Raw genomic sequence first — 25,829 nt, 5'->3', positions numbered from 1 at the left:
GTAACAAAACAAGTCCGAGCATGGCATAGAGTTCCTTGGTTGGCCGACCCTTCCCGTCGTCAAAGAGAGGAAACAGCTTCTCAACCGGAAGTCTGTGGAGGATTTCTTCACGAAACAGATGCGCCCATGATGATTTCAGAAGAGCCAGCCTCTTTGAGCCAAGATGTTCAAACGGACTGAACATGTCGTACTGTTTGTGGTCTTTGATGTGGATCATGTAAAATCCTTACAATATGTTTAAATTACAGCATATACATACCAAAAACAGTATCTTGGATCAATATGAAAAATCAAAAAATATATCTATTTTAAACACTTATGCCATTTTGGCTTTTTTGCGAGTGCATCATTTTTTCTTTTTCGAGAATGGAACAAAGTGTTTCAGGTTTGATTGCGCCGGTTAATGCCGCAAGCTGAAAAATGCCAGAACCAGGATAAAGAAATAAATCTGGCACATTTTTAAGTTGTCTTTTTATTTCACTTCTCTGCTGTTTAACCCAAAATTGTGTTTTTTGTATGAAATTCAGAGTTTCTCTTTTATTTTCAGCGAGAAAAAAAATTGATTCCTGTGCCATGGCATTGATGGACCATGGAATGTTTCTTTTTTTCATCTGTGTGATATGGGATGGATTTCCTGTCATCAAATCTATACGAAGACCTGGCAGAGTAAAAATTTTTGAAAGGGAAACCAAAACGATAAGATTTTCCAGGAACAGGTTTGTGACACTTTGCCGTTCTGCATCTTCAAGAAATGCCATATAGGTTTCATCCACAATAAATATGGTTTCAGGTGCAGCCGTACAGAGCGTATTTATAAAATCACGGGAAAGTGTCATTCCGGTTGGATTGTTTGGATTACAGATAAAGACCGTGTCATAGAATCGGCATGTTTCCGCAAAGGATAGGGCGGTAACAGGGAAGGGTTTGCCAGGGGAAAACATGAAAGTATCCACTTCTGCTCCTGCCAGATGGCAAGCTGTTCGATAATCTGCATAGGTGGGAGCAAGAATGAGTGCCCGTTTGGTATTCAAGACAGGAGGCAGAGAATAGATAAAAAAGGATGTCCCGTTTCCTGGCAGTATGCGTTTTGAATCCAGAGAAAAAAGATGGGCAAGGGCTTCTCCTGTTCTTTGCATATCCGTATCCGGAAGCATGCAGATTCTTCGGATATAGGTGGTGAGATGCTCCAGCAAACCCGGTGGAGGGCCAAGGGGATTTAAATTGGAACTGAAATCCCTTAGATCGTCAACGGAGCACCCCAGTCGGAGAGCTGTTTCATGATAACTTCCACCATGGAGAGGATTCATTCCCTTAACCATTCTTACAGGATCATAAATTAAAGTAATGATCCGTGTATAATTTATCTTAAAAAATAATATATAAGCGAAAATCAGAATTTTGATTTTCGCTTATAAAATAAATTCATACATAAAAATTAATGCTGTAGAGTATAGATGAATTTATGAACTCAGAGCCCGTTCAGCATCTTCGTTGCTGGTATAAAAATTGGGTTTTACACGTTGCTGCTGGAGGCTTTTTCCCAGTTCTTCACGCAGGGAACTACTTGTGGTGTAGCGGGTTACCCCCGCATAGAAATGTTCCATCAGGCGGTTGACCATATTGGCGTATTCATTCATGAGTTCTGGTTTAATGGTAAAATTTTCATAGTTGATGATGGCATCTACACGTTTTCCGAGGTGGGAAAGATGTTCAGCTACGATAAACTCAATGCGCTGTACATCTCTTAATGTTTCGATGCAGTAATTTTCAAAGTTCACATAAAAACGGTTTTTTTCGGAGTCGTAGTGAAAGCGGTTTTCCAAAGGTTTGTTTTCAGGAGAACTTGTCATGGTAACCTCACTTTATGAAATTAGGGATGGTATATGGCTACCGCATCCGGTACCGGGTGGGATAGATAAAAAAAGATGGCGTAAAAAATACGTGTTTATGGGGTATCTGTTCGTATTCATGAAAGGCTTGAATGTGCAGATGCAGCATAAAAAATGGATATTTGAAGAATTATTAGCTTCATAATAAACATAAGCATCCTGAGGTATCAAGCCTTTTTAAGACTGTTTATGTTTTTTGGGCGGGTATGTCTATGACTGGTATTTATATAGCCAGATATTGTATCATAAAATCAAAAATTTATTTTTTATGGTTTTGTATTTTTATCTGTTGTTTCTTCGTTCTCTCTTGTTGCCGGTGTATCCGGCCGCATGAGATTCATATTTTTGATGGTCTGTTCCCATAACATTTTCCCCACACCACCACCTGCTGGAAAAACAATTTTCATCAGTTCTTTGGGATCCTGAGCGGCTTTCAGTTTTTTCTGAAGGTCTTTCATAATTTCCTCATGAAAAACCCTGAGGTCTGGAAGTCCCATGGCTTCACGAATTTCTTCGGGTGTGGCTTCAATACTGATATTGATTTTCATGGATGCCCTCGATGTTTTTTTAATGTACAGGATCGTTTTTTTAAGAGACTGGACCAATATATAGCACGGGATCTTACAGGATGCAGGGATATTTGTTTATAAAAAAATCAAAAGAAAATTTTTTTATTTCTGGAAATTATTTTTTTTATTTTCTGATTTTGGGGATCTATTTTCCATATTTTCCGCTTTATTGTCAGCATATCGGTTTTTCTGAAAAAGAAATTGGAATGATTTCCGCCTTGAAAACTTTTACCTCCATCGTCTTCCCTCTGGGTTTTGCCTTTCTTGCGGATCGTTTTCAGATGCACCGGTCTGTTTTTCTTTTATGTCATTTTTGGGCCGCCCTGGCATGGGCTGGTTTTTTTTTTACAGAGTCTTTTATTTTCATGATGCTTATCATGGGATTTTATGGATTGTTTCATTCTCCTCTCATTGGTTTTATGGAGTCTTTTACCATCACATTTTTGGGAAAAAAAAGATCTGCATATGGTTCCATTCGGTCATTGGGTTCGGTGGGTTTTATATTTTCCGTATGGAGTTGTGGTTTTTTACTGGATATCTGGTCTGTTGAAAGTATTCTGTGGCTGGTTTTTTCCGGTAGTATTGCAGGTTTTATTTTTGCCTTTTACATACCTGTAAAATCTGGAAAAACAGAAGAAATAAAAAAAGGAGGTATGGAGGGCCTGTTTTCCAGCAATGGCCTTTTATTTTTATTTATTTCATTTGTGATGCTGATGAGCCATGGCACATATTATGGTTTTTTTTCCATCTATCTTTCCGGTGCAGGGTACTCGGGATATTTTATTGGATTTTGCTGGGCCATTGCTTCCTTTGCAGAAATTGGCGTGATGCTGGCTTCGAGGTTCCTTTTTCAGCATTTTACTTTGAAAGGATTGTTGATTTTTTCATTTTCAGTAGCTGTCTTGCGGTGGCTTATTTTGGCGTTTTCCTTAAATCCCTTTCTCATAATTGCGGCACAGGGTCTGCATGCGATCACCTATGGTGTTTTTCACATGACGACCATTCTTTTTATGGATAACCTGGTTGAGAGAGGGGCAAAAACTACGGGGCAGACCATTCTTAATGCAAGTTCTTATGGTATGGGGCTGATGGCTGGATATCTTATCAGTGGTTTTGGGTTTGCACTTTGGGGATCAGGTATGTTTTTTGTCAGTGCTTTTATGGCGTTTATCGGTGGACTCTGCACTTTGGCTCTTTGCAATCCGAAGTCTTGACGACGTGTATACCGGAGGTATCTGGAAAACGGGAATCGCCATCAAGACTCCCGTCTTGAAACAAATTTTAATTAAAAAAGAATGAGTTATGCTTCTTCGTCCCCTATAATGGAAAACACTCAGCCCTTACCCCCTGTTTCTGTAATAAGCCATGACCTCAGATCGGGTGAGGATGGCGCATACGTCTGAGACATGCTGACGGATATTATCCATCCCCCCTTCTTCCCGATCCACAAGGACAATCACCCGGCAGACCTCAAGTCCAGTTTCCTTCGCCCGCTCAATGGCCTTGATGGTCGAGCCTCCGGTGGTTACGACGTCATCAATAATAACGACCCTGTCTCCGGGGTGCATATCTCCCTCCACCCATCGGATAAGACCATGATCTTTTTGTTCTTTCCGGATTGAAAACGCCTGGATGGGAATATTTTGAAGACCGGACGCAAAGGCTGTTGCCATGGCTACGGGGTCGGCACCAAAGGTAAGCCCTCCAACCCCGTGAACAGGGGTGTCCTTCAGCTTTTCAAGTATGAGGTGTCCGATCAGAAACATGCCCTGAGGGTGCAAGGCCGTTGGTTTGCAGTTGATGTAAAAATCGCTTTTTTTTCCCGAAGCCAGGGTAAAAACAGCGCCTGATGCCACCTGAACGGATTTTTCGCATAAAAGAGCCAGCAATTCTTGTTTCATGGCATCGGGATGGTTTTTGATTTCCTGGAGATTCATGAGTATTTTCCGTGTTTTTATGAAGGATTAGGACGCCAAACCTCCGCAGGACTGAAAGAAGTCTTGGGGTTGGGGATCCTGCGGAGGTTTGCGGCGGAAAAAACCGTTGTGCGGCCCTCCCCGCAGTCTTCCAGATACCATGAACAATCAAGGGGGGTCAATGTTCCAGTTCCAGGAAACGGGGTATCCCATGGCGGGATAACTTGGACTTTTTACAATGCTTTGAAATATGCTAATAGAGATTCCGGAAACAGCTGATTTTAAAAAAAACGCTGATTCTGAAATCCGTATCTGCTGCCAGAATGTTTTGGCAACGCATCTTTACCATGCACAGGTGTCTTGCCCGGTCAGGCAGAATACATGCAGAAAAACTCTAATTTTAAAAACGGAAGCTTTCTGGATGAATGAGGTATCAAGAAACCATATTGTTCGCATGTTCAATGTATATAAAGCCTATGGCAAGACATCGGCATTAAGGGATATCAGTCTTGATGTGGGGACAGGTGATATTGTTTTTGTCACAGGATCCAGCGGTGCGGGAAAGTCTACCCTGCTGAAGCTGATTTACAAAGCGGAACAGGCCAGTCAGGGGCAGATTCTTGTGGATGGAATGAATCTTGCCAGAATCAGCCCAAGGCAGGTTCCGGAGCTGAGGAGGCGTATAGGTGTTATTTTTCAGGATTTTAAACTCATTGCCGGCAGAACTGTTTACGACAATGTGGCACTGGTTCTGGAAGCTGCGGGAGAAAAGCCCAAACAAATCGAAAAAAAAGTCATGAGCACCTTAAGAACGGTGGGGATTGAGGATAAGGCAAAGGTTTACCCCCCTTCCCTTTCAGGTGGAGAGCAGCAGCGTGTAGCCGTTGCAAGGGCTGTTGTGGGGTCTCCCCGTCTTATTCTGGCCGATGAGCCTACCGCCAGTCTGGATCCCGATTCCGCAGCCCATATTATGGATCTTCTCGAAACCTTTCATGACCGTGGTGTCACGCTGGTGATCGCCACCCACAATCGTTCAATGATTTCCCGTATGAAGGGGCGGGAACTTCGTCTTGAAAACGGATCTGTAAGGCAACTGGATTCTGCACAGGAAGAGATGAAGGAGATCTGATGCAAAGGGAGCTTTGGATACGTCATTTGCGTCATGCGCTGAAGGATATTCGCAGACATCATTTTCTGTATGGTATCACATGGGTGACCATCGTTCTTTCCGTGATCCTGTCCGGTACCTTTACCCTTTTTGCATCCAATGCCGGAGACGTACTGTCCTCCTGGAAAGCCGGTGTACGTATCATGGTTTATCTGGATCGGGGTATGGTGGAAAAGGATATTGTCCGTATTAAAAATATGCTGGCGGAGATGCCCCTTGTTGCGGACAGTCGTTTTATTTCAAAATCAGAGGCCCTGGAATTTTTACGTATACGCATGCAGCGCCATGCCGCAGTCTTTCATAATCTTCCTGAGAATCCCCTTCCAGATGCCTTTGAGCTGCGTGTCAAGGTGGAGGAAAATGGATGGCATATTGTAGAGGAAGTTGCCGTACAGGTTGAGAAAATAGAAGGCGTTACGGATGTTGAATATGGCGGGCAATGGGTAGCCCGTTTTTTTCAGGTTATCGGTATGCTCCGTTTGGCGGCCTTTGGTATGGGGAGTCTTTTTTTTCTGGTTTCCGTTTTTATTGTGGCCAACAGTATTCGTCTTGCCTTCTATTCCCGCAAAGAGGAAGTGGAAATCATGCGGCTTGTGGGAGCGGCTGAAGGTTTTATTAAGGCTCCTTTCTATATACAGGGACTGCTTCTGGGGTTTTTCGGGGGGACGGGTGGGATGCTGGTTCTTTTTATGGCCTATACCACCCTCACCCTTCGTATGGATGCCACGTTCAGCGCTCTGGCCTTTGATTTTTCCTTTCTTTCTTCGAATACCCTTGCAAGTATTATCGGTCTGTCCACCCTTGTAGGCTGGGCAGGAGCCTATCTTTCCTTTCGCCAGGATGTTGTTGAATGAGGGGCTGTTTTTTTCTTTTCGTATTCTTATGCGGTATTTTGATTACGGGTCACGCGTTTTGCCAGGAAATGGTGATTGTGGAAGCGGATCGTCTGAACATGCGCAGTGCTCCGGATCGCAATGCCAGTGTGGTGACCGTGCTGATCCGGGGAGAACGTTTGCGCCTTATCGGAGAAAAGGATGGCTGGATACGGGTTGTGGATGGGCGCCGGGAAGGGTATCTCCGGGATAGGCCCGTATATATCCGCAGAGTTTCCCGCAGGGAGATCGAGGTGGAAGAAGCCCGGAAGGAAAGGGAGGGCGTTCGGGCTCAGATAGAACAGCAGCAGCGTATTCTGAGCCAGTATAAAGAAAAGGAGACTGATGTCATTGCAGGGCTGAATGCCATTGACCGGGTATTGAATGAAGTGAATGCCAGGCTTTCCTCCATCCAGAAAGAACAGGCGGATCTGCTGGAGCAGCGTCGGAAAACCCGTGAAACCATGGCTGTCTTGGAAAGGGAAAAATATAAGAAAAGGCAGGTGGTGGGGCAGAGGCTGGTGGCTTTCTATAAAATGGAGAGTACGGGACGCATGAACCTGCTGGCCGCAGCAGACAATGTGTATGATTTTTCCATTCACAAGAAGGCCGTTGAAGGGATTCTGCAACAGGATGACCATATTCTTGGAGAACAGAGCCAACGTATCCGGGAGATGGGTCTTCTTTCTGAGCGCTTAAAAAAAGAAGAGCATCGTATTGCTGAGGTTGCCCAGAGAGCTGCGGATCAGCTGCGCATCCAGAGGACGGAAAAGAGCAAGCGCAGCGCCCTGTTAGACGATATCCGGACAAAACAGAAGCATGGCCTTTCCGCTGTTGCTGCTCTGGAAGATGTCAAAAAAAAGCTGGATCAGACCCTTGAAAGACTGAGCAGACAGAAAGTAAGCCCCTCCCCTTCCAGAAAAGCCGGAACCTTTGAAAAATACCGGGGCTTGCTTGATCTGCCCGTGAACGGTACAATTACTTCCCGCTTTGGGCATAACAAAAATCCGAAACTGAATATCCAGACATTTCAAAGCGGTATCGGTATACGGGCCGACAGGGGGGAACCCATCCGTGCACTGTTTTCCGGAACTGTCATTTATGCGGACTGGTTTAGTGGATACGGTAATATGATGATTATTGACCATGGGGATCATTATTATTCCGTTTATGCCCATGCTGAAGAGTTATTTAAAAAAACTGGAGATGGTGTAGGCCGTAATGAGGTGATTGCAACGGTGGGGGATGCAGGATCCCTTGCCGGCCCCATGCTGCATTTTGAAATTCGTCAACAGGGAAAACCATTGGATCCCATGCTTTGGGTAAAGAGCGGTTAAACAAGGAGTCCTCATGTCTTTTAAAAATGTGAAAGTGCGTTATTTCATGGCGGCAGCAGCCCTTGTTGCCCTTGTGTTTCTGGGATCTTCAGGATTCCACAGAACGGTTTCCGCAAAGGGCAATGCGGAAACCTATAAAGGACTCAAGGTTTTCAGCGATGTGATTGAAGAAATTGAAGCCAATTATGTGGATGAGGTCAAGACTGAAGATCTGATCCAGAAAGCCATTCAGGGAATGGTCAGCAGTCTGGATCCCCATTCCTCTTTCCTGCCGCCGGAAGCTTTTGAAGAGTTGCAGATGGATACCAAGGGGGAATTTGGGGGAATCGGGATTGTCATCACCACAAAAAACGGTCTGCTCACGGTGATTTCCCCCATTGAAGGAACTCCGGCCTTCAAAGCGGGAATTCAGGCTGAAGATGTGATTGTCGAGGTGGATGGAGAATCCACCAAGGACATGATGCTCTGGGAAGCAGTAAAAAGAATGCGCGGCCCCAAAGGAGAAACGGTTCTCATCAAGGTTCTCCGTAAGGGAAGCTCCGATCCCATGGAATTCTCTCTGGTACGGGATATGATTCCCATTGACAGTGTGCGTTACGCCCTTGTCAAACCCGGATATGCCTATATCTGGGTTACCAATTTCCGTGAAAGTACCACAGATGATCTCAAAAAGGCTCTGGATGAGGTAAAAAAGGCAGGGGAGCTGAAGGGGCTTGTTCTGGATCTGCGGGGGAATCCCGGAGGGCTTCTGGATCAGGCGATTTCCGTGTCTGATCTCTTCCTTGATGAGGGGGATATTGTTTCCATTCAGGGAAGAAAAAATGTTACGCCCCAGGTTTACAAGGCCAGAAAAGGGGGAACGGAACCGGCTTATCCCATTGTCGTACTCATCAATGCGGGCAGTGCCAGTGCATCGGAGATTGTTGCCGGTGCCCTTCAGGATCATAAGCGGGCCGTGATTCTGGGAACCACTTCCTTTGGGAAGGGCTCCGTTCAGACCGTTCGTCCTCTGAAGGATGGCTATGCCCTGAAATATACCATTGCCCGTTATTATACCCCATCGGGGCGTTCCATTCAGGCAGCAGGGATTGAACCGGATATCCGGGTGCCCCATGGCATTCTGGAGGAAGAAAATACGGAAGAAAAGATGATTCATGAGAAGGATCTCAAAAATCATATTGAACAGAAGGATGCCCCTGCTCCCAAAGAAGAAAGCCTCCCTGCCATTGCCTCCCCAGGTCTGGATATGGAAAAATTGCTGAAGGATCAGCAGGTTCAGCGCTCTCTGGATATCCTTGTGGGGTACAGCATTTTTGGTAAGGGAAAATGAGGGCCGTGAAAAATTTAACGGGTCTTTAGATTCTTTTTCCATTTTCAGGAAAAAACCGCCGCACAGGAGTCTTGCGGCGGTTTTTTCATTTACAGGCCTGGTGCCCCTGGTGAGAAAACTCCTATGGCAAAAAAAACAGCAACAAAGCCCGGAACCGGAAAGAAGGAGCGTTCCGGTTCCGGATCCCGAAAGACCACAAAAACCCCGTCTCCCCGCAGGGAGGTGAATCAGGGCCCCCTTGCCCTTCTGCTTCTGCTTGCCCTTGTCCTGATACTGGGGCTGGGGGCTCGCTATTTTCTGCGTTCACCATCCCATACGGTTCCGCCAGACATTTCGAAAACGCATAAGCAGCCAGCAGTGGAAAAACCGACAAGCCCACCCAAGCTGACGGAAAGAGGGGATAGACCTTCAACGCCCCAGCAGGAACTTCCCCGATATGAGGTGTTTCCCAAACAGGATATGGACAGAAAGCGCAGCAGCTCTTCTGAGGGAAACATGCCGGAAAAACCGAAGATCGCCATCATCATTGATGATATCGGGTATGATATGGCCATGGCGGATGCTTTTATGGCCCTGGATATTCCCCTGACCTTTTCCATTCTGCCCCACAGTCCCCATGGCATACGCATTGCTGACAAGGCCCATGTCAGGGGCTATGAGATCATGCTGCATCTGCCCATGGAGCCGGAAGAGTATCCCCGTATCGATCCTGGACCCGGCGGTCTGTTTCTGTCCATGCAGGCGGATGATCTTATTGCTGTGCTGCAAAGCAATCTTGGGCTCATCCCCCATGTCAGGGGGGTGAACAACCATATGGGGTCAGCACTTACGCCTTCAGAGCCTCACATGAACCAGATTTTCAGTATTCTGAAAAAAAAGGGCCTGTTTTTTATCGACAGCCGTACCGCAGCGCAAAGCCGCAGCCGGGCAGCGGCGCGTATGTTTCAGGTTCCCTTTGGGGAGAGGGATATTTTTCTCGACCATGTGCAGCATGCGGAAGAGGTGAAAACATCCCTGGAAAGGCTGTTGCGTATTGCGGAAAAGCATGGCAGCAGCATTGGTATCGGCCATCCGCATCGGGTGACTCTGGAGGGCTTGCAGACACTGCTTTCCGGTATCCGGAACCGTTATACCTTTGTGTATGCATCTGAACTTACCGATTTTGTGGAGTAGTTATCCGGACGGGCAATTCTGGTTCGCCTCAATGACCATGACATTCATCATAAGGAAAAAAGCATGGAACATGTATCGGTTCTTGCGTTGCTTTCAGCAGAAAAGGAGCTTTCGGATATCACCGTCATGGGCTGGGTGCGTACCCGGAGAACGGGCCGGGAAGTCACCTTCCTTGAAATCAATGACGGTTCCTGCCTCGGGGGGCTTCAGGTGGTGGTGGAGGCTACGCTGCCAGGCCATGAAGAAATTTCCCACATCACCACGGGAAGCTCCCTTGCCGTGAAAGGAGATTTTGTTTCCTCTCCGGGGCAGGGGCAGGCCTTTGAGCTGAAAGCCCGGGAAGTGATCCTGTTCCAGAAGGCACCCGATTCCTATCCCCTGCAGAAAAAGCGGCACAGCGATGAATTTTTGCGTACCATCGCCCACTTGCGTCCCAGAACCAACAAGTACGGAGCCATGTTCCGTATCCGTTCTGAACTGGCCTTTGCCATTCACTCCTATTATCGGGAAAAGGGCTTTTATCTTCTTCACACCCCTATTCTTACAGGTTCGGACTGTGAGGGGGCGGGAGAAATGTTTTCTGTGGGAACAGGAGAAAAGGGAGAAAATTTTTTCGGTAAACCTGCCCATCTGACCGTATCCGGTCAGCTGTCTGCGGAAATGTTCGCCCTGGCTCTGGGCAGGGTCTATACCTTTGGCCCCACCTTTAGGGCGGAAAACTCCAATACCTCCCGTCATGCTGCGGAATTCTGGATGGTGGAGCCTGAAATGGCCTTTGCCGACCTGAAGGATGCCATGGATCTGGCCGAAGATTCTCTGAAATTTCTCATCCACTGGGTAAGGACGCATTGCAGGGAAGACCTTGCCCTGTTCACCCGTTTTGTGGATAAGGAACTTGAAGGGATTCTCGATGGTGTCGTCGAGGGAAATTTTGTCCGTCTTTCCTATACCGAAGCGGTGGATCTTTTGCAGAAAAGCGGGAAAAATTTTGAGTTTCCCGTGGCCTGGGGGCAGGATCTTAAATCTGAACACGAGCGTTTCATCGCGGAAACCCTCTTTGCAAAACCCGTTATCCTTTATGATTATCCTAAAGAAATCAAACCTTTCTACATGAGACTCAATGCGGACGGAAAAACCGTGGCCGCCATGGATCTTCTTGTCCCCCGTATCGGAGAGCTCATGGGGGGCAGTCAGAGGGAGGAAAGGGAGGAGCTGCTTCTGGAGAGAATGGTATCCCAGGGGCTTTCCCTGGAAAACTATGAATGGTATCTGGAATCCAGGCGCTGGGGATCTGCGCCCCATGCGGGGTTTGGTATGGGATTTGAGCGTCTGCTCATGCTGGTGACAGGGGTTTCCAATATCCGGGATGTGATTCCCTTTCCCAGAACACCCGGTAATATTGAGTTTTAGACAAGGCCGATTTAAAAAAATGGATATTTGTCATGGTACGGCCTCCTGATGTTTTTTAAAAACCGGAGACAGGCCTTGCGGGCTGTTTCAGGTTTTTTTCTGTGAAGGGTTTTGCATGGTGCGAAGACGTTTTTTTTTCAGATGTGGCTGGCTCTGGGCCTGTCTTTTTTTTCTTGTTGTTACGGCCTGTACGAACCGGACACCAGCCCCTTCCTCTCTCCGGCCTGTGGGGGGGAAACCCTACAAGGTCTTTGGAAAATGGTACTACCCCATTCCCGATGCCACGGGATACCGGCAGAAGGGAACGGCATCCTGGTATGGCTCGAAATTTCACGGAAAGCGAACGGCAAATGGTGAAATATACAATATGCATGGCCTCACCGCTGCCCACAAGACCCTGCCCTTTGGCACGCTGGTGCGCGTGAAAAATCTTGAAAACAACAAGGAGGTGGTGGTGCGGATCAACGATCGGGGCCCCTTTGTTCGGGGACGTATCATTGACCTTTCCAACGCTTCTGCCAGGGCCATTGACCTCCATATCAAGGGGGTGGCACGGGTGGAGATCCTTGCCCTGGCTTCGGAACAAAAGACCTCTCTGGATATGCAGGAAGGACGGTTTTCCGTTCAGGTGGGGGCTTTTACCCAGAAGAGCAATGCGGATCGTCTTGCGGAAAAACTGAAAAGGGAAGGGCATCGTGTCCAGGTGCTTTCCCATGAAGGGGAAAGTAAGGTTTTTTTCCGGGTACGGGCAGGGGGCTATACCCGGCTGGAAACTGCGGAGAAGGCGGAAACGGATTTTCAGAAACAGGGCTACGAAGGGGCCATGGTGATTGCAGAATGACGGAGGATACCATGGAAACAAAGGGCAGGCGGGTGATTTTTCTGGACAGGGACGGGGTGATCAATGCCGATTCTCCGGACTATATTCGCAGCATCGAAGATTTTCATCTGATTCCGGGCAGTGCCGATGCCATTGGCAGACTTTCCGCAGCGGGATTGGAGGTGATGCTGATTACGAACCAGTCCATCATTGGCAGAAAACTTGTGACAGAAGCTACCCTTCTTTCCATTTTTGAGCATCTGCGCAGAGAACTGCTTCCCTCTGGTGGAAAGATCAGGGATATTTTCTACTGTCCCCACAGACCTGAGGACAGATGTTCCTGCCGGAAGCCGCAGCCCGGTCTGTTTTTTCAGGCCCGAGAGGCCCATGGTGTGGATCTGCGCAGGAGCGTCATGGTGGGAGACAGTGCCAAGGATATGGAGGCTGCCACCGCTGCGGGAGTGGGAACCCGTGTTCTGGTACGTACGGGGAATGGGGAAAGGGATGGACTTCTTTTAAAGGAAAAAGGGCTTGAGCCTGATTTTATTGCAAAAGACCTGTCCGAAGCCGTGGACTGGATCCTGGTCAGCATGGAACAGCTTCTGATGGACAGATTATGATGGACAGACCATGATTGTACTTCAGGGAAGACTGGACAGCCTCCGCTTTTCCAATCCGGAAAACGGCTATACCGTGGCCCGTTTCATGCCTGATGGCTACCAGACGGAGATTACGGCTGTGGGGATTCTGGCCGGAGTGCGTGCTGGTGAAACCCTGCGCATTGAGGGGGACTGGGAAAAACACGCAAAATTTGGAGAGCAGTTCCGTATCAGCCGTTATGAAATCATTCTTCCCGATACAGCCCGGGGAATCAAGCGTTACCTTGCCTCCGGTGTGATTGCCGGTGTGGGCGAGGTCATGGCGGAAAAGCTGGTGGCCTATTTCGGGGCCCATACCCTGGAAGTGCTGGATGCAAGTCCGGAACGTCTGTCCGAAGTTCCGGGTATCGGCAAGGCCAAGGCCCGTGTCATTGCCGCATCCTGGCAGTCCTACCACGCCATCCGCAGCTTGATGGCCCTTGTTGCAAAGATAGGCGTTTCCCCTTCTTCGGGAGCCAAAATCCTTCATACCTATGGATCCGAGGCCCTCACCCTCGTGCGGGAAGATCCCTATCGCATCTGCCGTGAAATTCCCGAAGTGCCCTTTGAGGTGGCGGATCGTCTGGGGCTGGCAGCGGGTATTCCCAGAGACTCGGAATCCAGAATCCGGGCCGGTATTGTGTATGTGCTGGAAAGGGCCGGATATTCCGGCCATGTGTTTTTGCCGGAAAAGGATCTTTTTCCCAGAGCCCTGAAGCTTCTTGGCGTGAGTCGGGAAAATCTGGCCCATATCCTGGAAAAGCTGGGGGAGGAAGGGGCTTTGATGCTGGAAGAGGACGGAGAGCAGCGGTCTGTGTATCTCAAGGACATGCACGGGGCGGAATCGGGCATTGCTGCACGGCTTTCCGCCATGCTCAGTCTGGCAGCTCCGGTGGAATCCAGGCCGGAGGCGTCAGTCCTTGAGGGGGCTGTGCTCAAGGGGCTGGCCATACGACTTTCCGAAGAACAGCTGACCACCCTTTCCAGGCTTCTGGAAAGCCGGGTGGCCATTCTCACCGGCGGGCCGGGTACGGGAAAAACCACCCTGATCCGCAGTGTCTGCGCTGTGATGGGAGAGCGGGGAGCGCGCATCCTGCTTGCGGCTCCAACGGGCCGGGCCGCAAGGCGTCTTGCCGATGTGACGGGCCGCAAAGCCCTCACCCTGCATCGCCTCCTGAAATACAATCAGATGGAAAGCCGTTTTGAGGTCAACACGGACAATCCTCTGGATGTGGATCTGCTCATCGTGGATGAGGCCTCCATGGTGGATATTCTGCTCATGTTTCATCTGCTCTGCGCCGTACCTCTCCAGACCCGTCTTCTGCTGGTCGGGGATGTTTCCCAGCTGCCTTCCGTGGGGCCGGGTAACGTGCTGGGGGATCTCATCGCTTCGGGCCGTATTCCCGCCTTCACCCTGACAACCATTTTCCGTCAGGCCCAGGAAAGTCCCATTGTCATGAATGCCCACAGGATCAACAGGGGGGAGATGCCGGATTTTGCCCAGTCCGAAGACGGAGCCCTGTCCGAGTTTTATTTTATCCGTCAGAGCAGTCCGGAAAATGTGGTTCGCACCATTGTGACCCTCTGTTCCCTGCGGATCCCTGAGCGTTTCGGCTTTGATCCCTTTCGGGATGTGCAGGTACTGACCCCCATGCACAAAGGCGAGGTGGGAACCCTTTATCTGAACCAGGTCTTGCAGCAGGCCCTGAATCCTCCCAGGGAGGGACAGGGAGCGGGAGGCGTTTTCCGCGTTGGAGACAAGGTCATTCATCTGAAAAACAATTATAAAAAAGAGGTGTTTAACGGGGATATCGGTCAGGTCTGCGGCATCGAGGAGGGGGAAGGCCTGGTGCTGGTGGACTTCAGTGACGGAGACGGGGAGCGGGAGGTGGCCTATACCCGGGAAGAGCTGGATGAGCTGACCCTGGCCTATGCCATCAGTGTGCACAAGTCTCAGGGGTCGGAATATCCGGTGGTGATTATCCCCCTGATGCCGGAACATGCCCCCCTTCTGCAACGGAACCTGGTCTATACGGCCATGACCCGGGGCAAGCGTCTGGTGATTTTTGTGGGGATGCCCCAGGCCTTGAGCATGGCCATCCGCAATGACAGACCCACCCGTCGTTTTTCCGGTCTCAGCAGGCGTCTGAAGGGGGAAGCAGATCCTTTGTTATCCGAAGAAGGGACTGAATGATTTCTGCGGTAATCCCCCATACCATGCCTTCGGGGCTGGGCCAGAACAGGACGGGGTGGCGTACGCCTCCCCAGGGACGGGTGTAACGGTCGGGAAGGCCGAGACTTTTGGCGGGCAGCAGCACTTCCCTGTCGCCGTTGCGTTTTTCGATCACGGGATGGGCCATGATCTGAATGGTATGAATTTCCGGAGGATGGGTAAGAAACCAGGTCAGGGGTAAAAGAAAAACCCTTGCCACTTCTGTGGGGTTGGGCCGGAGTTCGTGGATATTTTTTACTTGCAGTCTGGCCACCACAGGGGCTACGGTAAGCCCCATGACGGTAAGAAGAATATCCATTCTCCCAATTATTTCAATATTTTCTGTTAAAATACCCAGTTCTTCCTCGCTTTCCCGGACAGCCGTCTGGCAGGGATCGGCATCTTCTGCGTCCATCATGCCACCGGGAAAACAGATTTCTCCAGCCTGACGGATGCCGTCGGCCCGTTCTTCAAACAGGAGGTAAATACCGTCTTCCAGGGTGACAAGGGGAACAAGCACGGCGGTATTGCGATAGCGTTTGCCGTAGTGAAATCCGGGAATGGCGGGGAGTTTTTCTGCAAGACGTTCAAAGGGAAAGGGTGTCATGGTCTGCTTTCTCAGGGGTTATCGTGAAAGGTGCATTTTTGCTCCGGAAAGAGTGTTCTGGAAAGGATATTGACATGGCATATTTTTTCAAGGGAATTTCTTTTTTCAGGGAAAACTGTGGGGATGAAATGATGCAATATTTTGTAAAGACAAAGGGAAGAATTTTTTTTGCAGGCGTCTTTCTGCTTCTGACGGGAATCGCCTGGGCAGAAACCGCTTATGTGACGGATGAATTGCAGTTTATGGTACGGACGGGCAAGGATCTGTCCAACAAGATTGTGGCCATCGCCCGATCCGGAGATCAGGTGGAGGTGGTGGAAAGGGATGGGGACTGGGCCTATGTCCGCTTTGAAGACAAGGAGGGGTGGATGCTGGGGCGTTTTCTGGTACCGGAACCTCCTGGTAAGGTACGCATGGTGGCCTTTGAACGGGATCATGAACGTCTCAAGGAGCGTTTTTCAAAGCAGGAAGCGGAAAACAGGGAGCTGAAGGCTGAAAACGGGGAGCTGAAAAACCGTCTTTCGGAAAAGGAAGCCGCGCTGGAAACCCTCAACAGGGTACATGAAACCCTGAAGGAAGAAGCTGGGGAATTTCTGGCGTTAAAGGAGGATGCCGCCCGGATACGTCAGAGTCTTGAAGCCCAGAAAGCCCTGGTGGAGGATCTCGATGCAAAGCTGCTTCAGCGGAATATCAAAATGTTCGCTCTGGGTGCCGGTGTACTGCTTCTGGGTATGATCCTGGGAATCTCCATGCGGAAGAAACAGAAAAGTTCTTATTATTGATGCGGTTTTGCCCCTTACCACGGGCTGAGAACCTATCAGGGGAAGGATTGTCCATGCGGATCCACAGTGATTTTCTGGTTTTGGGGTCGGGAGTTGCGGGCCTCATGTTTGCCCTCAAGGTGGCGGATCATGGTCAGGTGGCTGTGGTGACCAAGGCGGAAATTTCCGAAAGCAATACGGCCCGCGCCCAGGGAGGGGTGGCATCGGTTTTCGGGGATACGGATTCCTTTGAGCTGCATGTCAAGGACACTCTGGAGTCCGGAGCCGGACTCTGCGATCCTGAGGTCACGGACATGGTGGTACGCAACGGCCCGGATCGTATCCGGGAACTCATGGACATGGGGGTGCGCTTCAGCCATATGGATCCTGATCACCTGGATCTGGGCCGGGAAGGGGGGCATTCGGAAAAACGCATTGTCCATGCCCTGGACATGACGGGCTGGGAAATTGAATCCGTTCTGGTCAGCCGGGTGAAGTCCCATCCCAATATCCGGATTTATGAGCATCACATCGCCATTGATCTTCTCACCCATGCGACCCGCATCCGCCGAGGTCTTGTGGTGACCAGCCATGAGGAAATCTGCTGCGGTGCCTATGTTCTGGATATTTCTTCGGACAGTGTTCATACCTTCACCGCTCCCGTCACCCTTCTCGCAACGGGTGGTGCGGGCAAGGTTTATCCCTATACCAGCAACCCCGATGTGGCCACAGGGGATGGGGTTGCCATGGCCTACCGGGCCGGAGCGTCCGTCGCCAATCTGGAATTTGTGCAGTTCCATCCTACCTGTCTTTATCATCCGGAAGCCAAGAATTTTCTCATTTCCGAGGCCGTCCGGGGAGAGGGCGGAATACTCCGGAATGCCAGGGGCGAAGCCTTCATGGATCGCTATTCTCCCCTGAAGGATCTCGCCTGCCGGGATGTGGTGGCAAGGGCCATTGATACGGAGCTGAAACGCAGGGGGGATACGTCCGTTTTTCTGGATATTTCCCATAAAAATTCGGAATTTATTAAAAAACGTTTTCCCAATCTCTACGCGCGGTGCATGGAGTTCGGCATCGACATGACCCGGGAGCCCATCCCTGTTGTACCTGCGGCCCATTACATGTGCGGAGGGGTGGCAACGGATCTTTCGGGAAGAACGGATATTTCCTGCCTGTATGCTGTCGGCGAAACGGCCTGCACGGGCCTGCACGGTGCCAATCGTCTGGCCAGCAATTCCCTGCTGGAGGCTCTCGTCTATGCCCACAGGGCTTCGGAAGATGCCCTTCAGCAGTATAAAACGGTCACTCTGCCCCAGGATCTGCCCGAATGGGATGAAATGGGCACAACGGACAGTGACGAGGCTGTTATGGTGGCCCACAACTGGGATGAGATCCGCATGTTCATGTGGAATTATGTGGGCATTGTGCGTTCGGATAAACGTCTGGCCCGGGCAAGGCGCAGAATTGACATTATCCAGCACGAAATTGAGGAGTATTACTGGAATTTCCGTATCACTTCCGACCTTGTGGAACTGCGCAACATCGCCCTGGTGGCCGAGCTGATTATCCGCAGTGCCCAGCGCCGCAAGGAAAGCCGGGGGCTTCATTACTCCATCGACTATCCCCTGAAAGATGATGTCCACTGGCAAAAAAACACCCTTCTCAAGCGCGGTCAGAAGGAATAAGCATCCGCTTTAAGTTTCTGACGCAGACCCTTTGTCCTGAAATCCCGAAAGGGGCCACCTCCTGTGCGGCTGGCCCCTTTCGTATCAATGCCGCATGATACAACCCCCTGTCCCATGCAGAGGATAATATTCCATGACACCCTCCCAAAAGACATCGCTTCCCCTGCCCTACGGGCTGACGGATCTCTCCGATCTCAAAAAAGAACTGGCCCTTCTCGAAACCCTGTCGCCCCTTGAAAGGACGGTGGCGGAAATCCATGCCATTGACTGCAGGCCCAAAAAACGAAGCATTCTCCTGCTGGCCCTTGCTGCCCTAGAGTCTCCTGAGGAAAAAAGCCTTCCCAGGCTGGTGGCCCAAACCACCCAGAAAAAAAAGATGGAGCTGCTTAACAAGACCCTTACGGTACTTCAGGATAAAAAAATTCTTGTGATGCCTGAAAAGGACAGCAGTGCTCTGACCAAACCCTGGCTGCGGGCCCTTGCCAGAATCCTTCTGGCAGAAGAGAGATTTTCTTCCATGGTGGCCCTCCTCAGGCCCTGCCTGAACTTGGCGGATATGGACTTTCGCTATGCGGATAAAGCGCGGCTCACAGCAGAAACCCGGATTGTTCTTTATGAAAAGGGAGGGGATGCTGCGGTCGATTTTCTGACCCAGAGCAAAAAACAATCCCTGTTTTACGGTTTTTCCCTGAAGGATATTTTGGAAGATCTCTGCTTTTCTCCCTTTGATATCCGCCTTTTTTTCATGCTTCCTGCGAATTGGCATACGGAATACATGGCGCCTCTCTATACCCATGCTCTTTTCTTTATGGAAGGCGATATGGCCCGGCAGCCCTATGTGGAAAACCTTGCTCTGGCTGGATCAGACCGCTGTGACATGGATCTGGAGGCCCTGGTGCTCAGTTTCTGGCTGCTGCGGGATGAGAGAAAAAAGCTGGATCTCTGGGAAAAAGTCCATAGACCGGAACACAGGGAAAACCTGCTTTGTCTCCAGGGCTGGCGGGCCTTTTGCGAAGGGAGAAACGAGGAGGCCATTCAGCTCTACGAAGAAGCCCTCCTTCTTCTCAAAAAAAGAAAAGGTAAACGAAAGACTATTTTCTTCACCCATCCCATGGGGATCCCCTGCCTTCTGGCCCTGATCCGGGAAAAAAGCGGAGACTCCCTGGAAAAGGCCAGAACCCTCACCGAGTCCATCCTTTCTGTCGGTGGTTCAGGAGCCCTGCTTTATCATGAGATTCACCATTTTATTCTTTTTCTGGAGGGAAAGGCCCAGGCTCAGGAAAAAATTTTCAGCTTCTCCCTGAAACAACTGGATCCGGACAGGCTGACAGCTTTTTTCTATGCCTTCATCCAGTCCTGGACAGATCCGGAAAGGGCGGCCAGGGATCAGATGGAAATGGTCTTTTTGAAGGAACATGCTGGCCAGGAGGGCTTCATCTGGTGCGAAAGGGAGCTGGATGCCCTGATTCCCGTGCTGGAAGGCGGGGAAGAAAGAAGGGGAGCCTCCCTCCTCACCCTGATCCAGAAAAACAGCGCCTGGGAAAACGCCCTCAATGCCCTTTTGCGGATTCACAGGAAAAAGGGGGCTTCGGACGGAGAAGAAAAAGAGAACGCCGACCCGGAGTTCCGCATGGCCTGGTTTGTCAGCATCAGCGATGCGGGAACCTGTGAGATTGCGCCCAAAGAACAGAAAAGAACAGGCAAGGGCTGGACTGCGGGAAGGGCTGTGGCGTTAAAACGCCTTGCGGAAGAACCGGAAACCTTTTCTTATCTCTCCTTGCAGGACAGGCGCATCTGCAAACACATTGAAAGCGATTATGTCCGTTCCAGCTGGTACGGCACCACCAAGACAAATTATCATTTTAATGTCAGGGTGCTTCCCGAACTTACGGGCCATCCCCATCTCTTCAAAGCAGAGGACGGAACCTCCATTGAACTGGTGGCGGGAAAGCCTGAGCTTATTGTTTCCAAAACCAAAAGCGGAAAAAACAAAGGGAGCCTCTCCCTCTCCCTTTCCCTTTTGCCCCCTCCCCATCCATTTCACGATGTCTTTCCCTACGTTCTGGTTCCTGAAACCCCCACCCGCTTCAGGGTTGTGCATCTGGATGCGGAGTATCAGGAAATGGCCGCCATTCTCGGGAAAAAAATGACTCTGCCCCAGAGTGCGGAAACCAGGGTGCAGAAGGTGATGGAGACCCTTGCCGGTCACATTCCCATCAAGTCCGACCTTGATTTCGGAGGGGAGGCTGCGGGGTTCACCGAGGTTCCGGCGGAAACCCGTCTCCACGCCCTCCTTTCTCCTCTGGGAGAGGGGCTGAAACTTGTCCTTGCGGCCCAGCCCTTTGGAGAGCATGGACCTGCCTATCCGCCGGGAGAAGGGGGACGGAATGTGGTGGCTTCCGTAAAGGGCAGCCAGCTCAAGACCACGCGGGATCTTGCGGAAGAAAAAAAGCGCAGGCAGGCCCTCATTCTCGCCTGCCCCAGCCTTGAAACCGAAGAAAGCCATCCTTCGGAATGGAGTTTTCCCGATACGGAAGATGCCCTGGAGCTGCTTTTGGAGCTGGAGGCCCGGAAAGAAGACATCCGCATCGCCTGGCCTGAAGGCCAGAAGTTCCGCATGGCGGGCAGTCTTTCTCCCTTGCAGTTCAAGGCCAGTATCCGCAAGAAGGAAGACTGGTTTGCCATCAGCGGATCGGCTTTGCTGGATGAAGGCCTCACCCTGGATCTCATGGTTCTTCTTAACAGCACCAGGCGGGTTGGTCGTTTTATCGCCCTTGAAGACGGGGCCTTCGTGGCTCTGACCCGGGAGTTTGAAAAACGCCTGCAACAACTGGAACGCTATACCTCGAAAAAGGGCAGTACCCTGGGTTTCCATCCCATGGCGGCTCTGGCTCTGGAAGGCGTTTTTGAGGATGTGGGGCAGCTCAAAACGGATAAGGCCTGGCAGGCCCATGTGGCCCGTATTCAGAAGGTCAGCGACTCACCGCCTGAGCTGCCCTCCACCCTGGCGGCTGAGCTGCGGGAGTATCAGAAAGAAGGTTTCAACTGGATGGTACGCCTCTCCGAGTGGGGGGTGGGAGCCTGCCTTGCCGATGACATGGGCCTTGGAAAAACCCTTCAGGCCCTGGCCATCCTCATCCGCCACGCCGTAAAAGGGCCTTCCCTTGTCATTGCCCCGACATCGGTGTGCGGTAACTGGATCACGGAGGCGAGGCGCTTTGCACCCACCCTCATCTTCCGATCCATGACGGCGGATACGGGAAAACAAGAACTGGAAGCCCTTGGCCCCTTTGATGTGCTCGTGTGCAGCTATGGCCGGATGCAGCAGGTGAAAAGTGCGGAAATGCTGGCCGGTCTTTCCTGGCAGGTGGCCATTCTGGATGAGGCCCAGGCCATCAAGAACATGGACACCCAGCGCTCCAGGGCGGCCATGAAGCTTCAGGCTGCCTTCAGGCTCATCCTCACGGGAACGCCCATTGAAAACCACCTGGGAGAGCTGTGGAATCTTTTCCAGTTCATCGTTCCGGGCCTTCTCGGTTCTTTGGAAAGCTTCAACCAGCGTTTTGCCCTTCCCATTGAAAAATATCAGGATATCCGGGCAAAAAAGGATCTGAAACGGCTCATCCAGCCCTTCATCCTCCGGCGTACCAAAAGTCAGGTGCTGGAAGAACTTCCCGCGAGAACGGAAGTGCAGCTTGAAATTGATTTCAGCCCCGAAGAAACGGCCTTTTACGAAGCCCTGCGGCGTCAGGCCCTGGAGCGCATTGCAGAGGATACGGAAAGCGGGCCCGGTCAGAAGCACCTCAAAATTCTTGCGGAAATCACCCGGCTCCGTCAGGCCTGCTGCCACAGCGCTCTGGTGAACCCGGACATTGTTCTTCCCAGCAGCAAGCTCGCCGCCTTTTCGGAAATCCTGGAGGATCTTCTGGAAAACCGGCACAAGGCTCTGGTCTTCAGCCAGTTCCTCGGCCACCTTGCCCTTGTGCGGGAGCATCTGGAAAAAAAGGGCGTCCGTTATCAGTACCTTGATGGTGCCACCCCTGCGGAGCAGCGTCAGAAATCCATTGCCGCCTTTCAGGCCGGAGAGGGAGATGTGTTTCTCATCAGCCTCAAGGCGGGAGGTGTGGGCCTGAACCTGACGGCGGCGGACTATGTGATTCATATGGATCCGTGGTGGAATCCGGCTGTGGAAAACCAGGCCTCGGATCGTGCCCACCGCATCGGTCAGCAGCGACCCGTGACCATTTACCGTCTGGTCACCCGGAATACGGTGGAGGAGAAGATCGTGAAGATGCACGAACATAAGCGGGATCTGGCGGACAGTCTGCTGCACGGTGCGGATGTGAGCGCAAAACTCTCTGCGGAAGTGCTGCTGGGGCTGATCCGGGGAGAAAACGGGGAATCCTGAACAGACTCCCTCCTTCAGAACAGTTTCAATAACTACAGCGTAAGGGCACACAAGGCGGATTGTACGGCCTGTGTGCCCTTTTTTGATCGTATCGGAAAAAATAACCTGATTATTCCTCCGTTCCCACGCTGGAGCATGGGAACGATAGCTGAAGCAAAAGGGTAATCAGTAAAAATAAAATAATCGGACAGTAATCGTCGCACCTGTCCCGTAAACTGCCTCCATAAAGTTTCATGAGAACAGCAGATTTTCCTTTTGATTTCCGGAAATCTGTCCGCCATGACCAACCCGCAAAAGCCATCTTCCGATGGCAAACAAGGAGGCCGTATGTCCGACATCCATGCCCTGAAAAACGAAGTGCAGTCCAAAACCCTCACCCTTGTGCTGCTTACTCTGGCCACGATGGGGATTTATCCCATCCTCTGGCTCCAGAAAAACCAGCCCATCCTGAACCGTATCACCCAGACCCGCATTGCAGGAGACGGCTATGTCATCTGGATCGCCGTATGCGCAGGGTTCAACAGTGCATTTACCTCCATGGCCCTTTCGGCGGCCAGTGAGATGGCGTTTGACCTTGCCAATGGGCTGAGTGCCTTCAGCGTGCTGCTGGGACTGGCTGCGGGTATTCTTTATATCGTATGGGCTTTCATGGCCAGAAAAGCCCTCCAGAGCTATGCCCTGAATATCCACCACATGGATCTGCGCATGAATCCCTTCTACACCTTTTTCCTCAGTATTTTTTACATCAATTACTGTATCAACGATCTCGCGGAAGAAAAGAAAAAGCAGGAAATCCTGAGAAGCAAGCTTGCCACAGGTGTGTCTTCCTCAGAAGCATGATTTTCTGATCCGTCTCCCCGAAGCCGGGGAGACCCTCTTCTTGTTGATGTGAAAGGATTTTATCATGAAAAAAATACTCCTCTTCTGTTCCATTGCAGGTCTTGTCCTTATGACGTCCTGTTTTCAAAACGATATTTCCAAGGTGAAAAAAAGCCTTTTTCCCGGAAATGACAGTGTCCGCATCGGTAAAATTCTTGACACCAGCCTGGATGACCCGGAGTGGATACGTTTTGAAAGTGATAAGGGACAAAATGTGGTGCAGTGCTCGGGCAACATTTCAGAGGCCTTGCATGACAGGGCCGTATTTTATCTCACGGAAAAAACCATGGTGGATGTTATGGAAAGTCTTTCCGGTGACAATCCCTTTGCCATGATCGGTTTTACGATGGGTATTGAAAAATTTATGCGATCCCTGGGTACAGATGTGGACAAAAAATTAGGTCAGAAACTGGAAGAGCTGGAAGTTCCGGAAGATGCTGTCAGCCTTGCCGCCTTGTATCTCATGCTGGATCAGAAGGTCTGGCTTTCCGGAGAATCGGTTCAGATTCAGTGGGTTCAGCAGCTTTCCGATGGCAGTTTCACCCTGAGCTATCTGGGAGGCGATGGCCCGGGAGACAGTGATGGGGATGATATTCTTGCCATCCTTTGCGATCAGCCCGTGACCTATGCCCATTCAGGAATCCAGAAGAATCTTGGGCCAAAGATGGAAAGCCTGCGCCTCCATGGAGAAAAAATTCGGATGGCCCTGCAAATGGTACTTACTGAATTTTCCTTTGACCTGAAAGGTCTTGAAGAAGTGGAAACCCTTATTGCCACTGAAGCCATGGGCCTGTCCTGATTCTTTCTGAAGAAAATCTGCATGGTGCATCATCGTGCCATGCAGAGGCCCATATCCGTACAGCAGCAGGTATTCAAAACCAGGACAATCAGGAGCGCCCACCGTCTTTGTTTCCCCCATCTTGTTTGAGAAGAAAGCGTGAAACCGTTTTTGCCCTTGGTTTCCTTGAGGCTTTTGTATAGACAAAGACACTCTTTATTTTCGCAGTGCATCCCCATCCGCCATGTCTTGATTCAGGGAGATTCTTTATGAGCAGCACCTATCGCCAGTGCCTTATTTTACAGATGCTCCCCCGTGAGCCGAGAAAGACCGACACCGCAAGCCTGGAGCGTCAGCTTCGGGAACAAGGGGTGGTGGTTCACCGCAGAACCATACAGCGGGATCTCGAAGAGCTTTCACGCCTTTTTCCCATCGCCAGCGATGAACGTGACAAACCCTACGGCTGGTACTGGACAAAAGAAGGCGAAACCATCCATTTTCCCCAGATGGATCCGGTCACGGCCTTTTCCTTCCGCATGATTGAGGCCTTTCTTCATGCGGCCATGCCCCCTGCGGCCCTGAAATCCCTGGAGTCTCATTTCAGTGTAGCGTCAAAAATCCTGGAGGCTGTGCGAGCCGAATCCTTCCGCGCCTGGCCGGAAAAGGTGAAAATCTTAAGCCGTACCCAGCCCCTGAAACCGCCCCACATTGATGCCCTCATCCTGGATACGGTATATGAAGGCCTCATGGAGGGAAAACGCATTCAGGCCAGCTACAGAAAACGGGGGGAGGAAGCCCTCCAGGACTACACCATTAACCCTCTGGGCATCGTGCTGCTGGATTCGGTGATTTACCTTGTCTGCACCATGAGAAACTACCAGCGTATGGAGGATGTGCGCCAGCTTGCCCTGCACCGCTTTTTTTCCGCGACCCTTCTGGATGAACCGGGTCTTGTTCCCGAAGGGTTTTCCATGCAGGGCTATATTGACAGCGGAGCCTTCATCTATCTTCAGGGAAAGCAGCCCATGACCCTTGAGTTTCTGATGGAAAAATCCATTGCCGCCCATCTCTTTGAAACCCCCCTTTCCGAGGATCAGCGCATCACGCCCCACGATGAAAAGCGGGTGAAGGTTGAGGCCACGGTGCTGGACACGGCCCAGATCCGCTGGTGGCTTTTGGGGTTTGGCCCCCAGGTGGAGGTGCTCGGGCCGGAGTGCCTGAGGGAGGAGTTCCGGAAAAAAGCGGAAACCCTACAGGCCCTGTATGCGCAGAGTTGATGCCTTAACCCAACTTTGTCATTTTTTTTGAAAAACACCCGCCTGGCAAGGGTTTAGCACAAATCATGGTCACTACTTATTTTATATGAGTGATTTT

General features: G+C 50.6%; 23 protein-coding genes. 17 read left to right on the top strand and 6 right to left on the bottom strand.

The features are described from left to right. The 3 genes from BR04_RS16115 to BR04_RS16105 form a co-directional block, all read right to left on the bottom strand. A partial coding sequence (locus tag BR04_RS16115) for a hypothetical protein (protein ID WP_496357049.1) occupies positions 1-217 on the bottom strand: 217 nt, incomplete at its 3' end. Between the two features lie 91 nt (positions 218-308). Beyond that, positions 309-1,154, bottom strand: coding sequence for an aminotransferase class I/II-fold pyridoxal phosphate-dependent enzyme (locus BR04_RS16110; RefSeq protein ID WP_496357048.1), 846 nt, complete (start codon positions 1,152-1,154; stop codon positions 309-311). A 306-nt stretch (positions 1,155-1,460) separates the two neighbouring features. After that, complete coding sequence (locus BR04_RS16105; RefSeq protein WP_496357047.1) at positions 1,461-1,850, bottom strand: hypothetical protein; 390 nt, start codon at positions 1,848-1,850, stop codon at positions 1,461-1,463. Between BR04_RS16105 and BR04_RS16100 the strand changes: the two genes are divergently transcribed. Then, positions 1,849-2,034, top strand: a complete 186-nt coding sequence (locus tag BR04_RS16100; protein WP_496357046.1) for a hypothetical protein — start codon at positions 1,849-1,851, stop codon at positions 2,032-2,034. The genes BR04_RS16105 and BR04_RS16100 overlap by 2 nt on opposite strands. Positions 2,035-2,155: 121 nt before the next feature. Here the strand turns inward: BR04_RS16100 and BR04_RS16095 are convergent, their stop codons facing one another. Next, positions 2,156-2,347, bottom strand: coding sequence for a hypothetical protein (locus BR04_RS16095; protein ID WP_496357045.1), 192 nt, complete (start codon positions 2,345-2,347; stop codon positions 2,156-2,158). 170 nt (positions 2,348-2,517) lie between these two features. Here BR04_RS16095 and BR04_RS16090 point away from each other — a divergent pair, with 170 nt between their 5' ends. Then, complete coding sequence (locus tag BR04_RS16090) at positions 2,518-3,672, top strand: MFS transporter (protein ID WP_496357044.1); 1,155 nt, start codon at positions 2,518-2,520, stop codon at positions 3,670-3,672. A 126-nt stretch (positions 3,673-3,798) separates the two neighbouring features. On the opposite strand, the gene pyrE is transcribed toward BR04_RS16090, so the two are convergent. Beyond that, complete coding sequence (pyrE, locus tag BR04_RS16085) at positions 3,799-4,395, bottom strand: orotate phosphoribosyltransferase (protein WP_496357043.1); 597 nt, start codon at positions 4,393-4,395, stop codon at positions 3,799-3,801. Between the two features lie 400 nt (positions 4,396-4,795). Between pyrE and ftsE the strand changes: the two genes are divergently transcribed. From ftsE to recD2, 9 genes are all read left to right on the top strand, one after another. Continuing rightward, positions 4,796-5,503, top strand: a complete 708-nt coding sequence (gene ftsE / locus BR04_RS16080) for a cell division ATP-binding protein FtsE (protein ID WP_496357042.1) — start codon at positions 4,796-4,798, stop codon at positions 5,501-5,503. Next, entirely contained in the window at positions 5,503-6,396 is an 894-nt protein-coding gene (locus BR04_RS16075; RefSeq protein ID WP_496357041.1) for a cell division protein FtsX, read from the top strand. Before ftsE ends, BR04_RS16075 begins: the two co-directional genes overlap by 1 nt. 68 nt (positions 6,397-6,464) lie before the next feature. Further along, positions 6,465-7,751, top strand: a complete 1,287-nt coding sequence (locus BR04_RS16070) for a peptidoglycan DD-metalloendopeptidase family protein (RefSeq protein WP_496357040.1) — start codon at positions 6,465-6,467, stop codon at positions 7,749-7,751. A gap of 13 nt (positions 7,752-7,764) precedes the next feature. After that, entirely contained in the window at positions 7,765-9,081 is a 1,317-nt protein-coding gene (locus BR04_RS16065) for a S41 family peptidase (protein ID WP_496357039.1), read from the top strand. Between the two features lie 123 nt (positions 9,082-9,204). Next, entirely contained in the window at positions 9,205-10,254 is a 1,050-nt protein-coding gene (locus BR04_RS16060; protein ID WP_496357038.1) for a divergent polysaccharide deacetylase family protein, read from the top strand. Between the two features lie 63 nt (positions 10,255-10,317). After that, entirely contained in the window at positions 10,318-11,664 is a 1,347-nt protein-coding gene (gene asnS, locus BR04_RS16055; RefSeq protein ID WP_496357037.1) for an asparagine--tRNA ligase, read from the top strand. A 115-nt stretch (positions 11,665-11,779) separates the two neighbouring features. After that, the gene (locus BR04_RS16050) at positions 11,780-12,505 is read left to right on the top strand and encodes a septal ring lytic transglycosylase RlpA family protein (RefSeq protein WP_496357036.1); all 726 of its coding nucleotides are present in this window, start codon (positions 11,780-11,782) and stop codon (positions 12,503-12,505) included. Positions 12,506-12,516: 11 nt separating this feature from the next. Next, positions 12,517-13,104: a D-glycero-beta-D-manno-heptose 1,7-bisphosphate 7-phosphatase gene (gene gmhB, locus BR04_RS16045; protein WP_496357035.1), complete on the top strand. Its 588-nt coding sequence runs from the start codon at positions 12,517-12,519 to the stop codon at positions 13,102-13,104. 10 nt (positions 13,105-13,114) lie between these two features. Continuing rightward, positions 13,115-15,316 carry an SF1B family DNA helicase RecD2 gene (recD2, locus tag BR04_RS16040; protein WP_496357034.1) on the top strand — a complete coding sequence of 734 codons (2,202 nt, stop codon included), beginning with the start codon at positions 13,115-13,117 and terminating at the stop codon, positions 15,314-15,316. On the opposite strand, the gene BR04_RS16035 is transcribed toward recD2, so the two are convergent. Next, complete coding sequence (locus BR04_RS16035) at positions 15,258-15,941, bottom strand: NUDIX hydrolase (protein ID WP_496357033.1); 684 nt, start codon at positions 15,939-15,941, stop codon at positions 15,258-15,260. The genes recD2 and BR04_RS16035 overlap by 59 nt on opposite strands. A gap of 74 nt (positions 15,942-16,015) precedes the next feature. Here BR04_RS16035 and BR04_RS16030 point away from each other — a divergent pair, with 74 nt between their 5' ends. The 6 genes from BR04_RS16030 (at position 16,016) to BR04_RS16005 (ending at position 25,732) form a co-directional block, all read left to right on the top strand. Further along, positions 16,016-16,723, top strand: a complete 708-nt coding sequence (locus BR04_RS16030; RefSeq protein ID WP_496357032.1) for a TIGR04211 family SH3 domain-containing protein — start codon at positions 16,016-16,018, stop codon at positions 16,721-16,723. Between the two features lie 53 nt (positions 16,724-16,776). Beyond that, the gene (nadB, locus tag BR04_RS16025) at positions 16,777-18,390 is read left to right on the top strand and encodes an L-aspartate oxidase (RefSeq protein ID WP_496357031.1); all 1,614 of its coding nucleotides are present in this window, start codon (positions 16,777-16,779) and stop codon (positions 18,388-18,390) included. 133 nt (positions 18,391-18,523) lie between these two features. Beyond that, positions 18,524-22,798 (top strand): DEAD/DEAH box helicase, encoded by a 4,275-nt coding sequence (locus BR04_RS16020; RefSeq protein ID WP_496357030.1) that lies wholly within the window; start codon positions 18,524-18,526, stop codon positions 22,796-22,798. 327 nt (positions 22,799-23,125) lie between these two features. Then, a complete protein-coding gene (locus BR04_RS16015) occupies positions 23,126-23,638 on the top strand; it encodes a DUF4234 domain-containing protein (RefSeq protein ID WP_496357029.1) in 513 nt (170 codons plus the stop codon). Positions 23,639-23,702: 64 nt separating this feature from the next. Continuing rightward, the gene (locus BR04_RS16010) at positions 23,703-24,476 is read left to right on the top strand and encodes a hypothetical protein (RefSeq protein ID WP_496357028.1); all 774 of its coding nucleotides are present in this window, start codon (positions 23,703-23,705) and stop codon (positions 24,474-24,476) included. 248 nt (positions 24,477-24,724) lie between these two features. Then, positions 24,725-25,732, top strand: a complete 1,008-nt coding sequence (locus BR04_RS16005; RefSeq protein WP_496357027.1) for a helix-turn-helix transcriptional regulator — start codon at positions 24,725-24,727, stop codon at positions 25,730-25,732. Positions 25,733-25,829: the final 97 nt, after the last annotated feature.

The sequence above is a fragment of the Desulfobotulus sapovorans DSM 2055 genome (assembly GCF_059569355.1).
The sequence above is the reverse complement of the archived record's forward strand: the minus strand, read 5'-3'. Positions and strand labels throughout refer to the sequence as shown.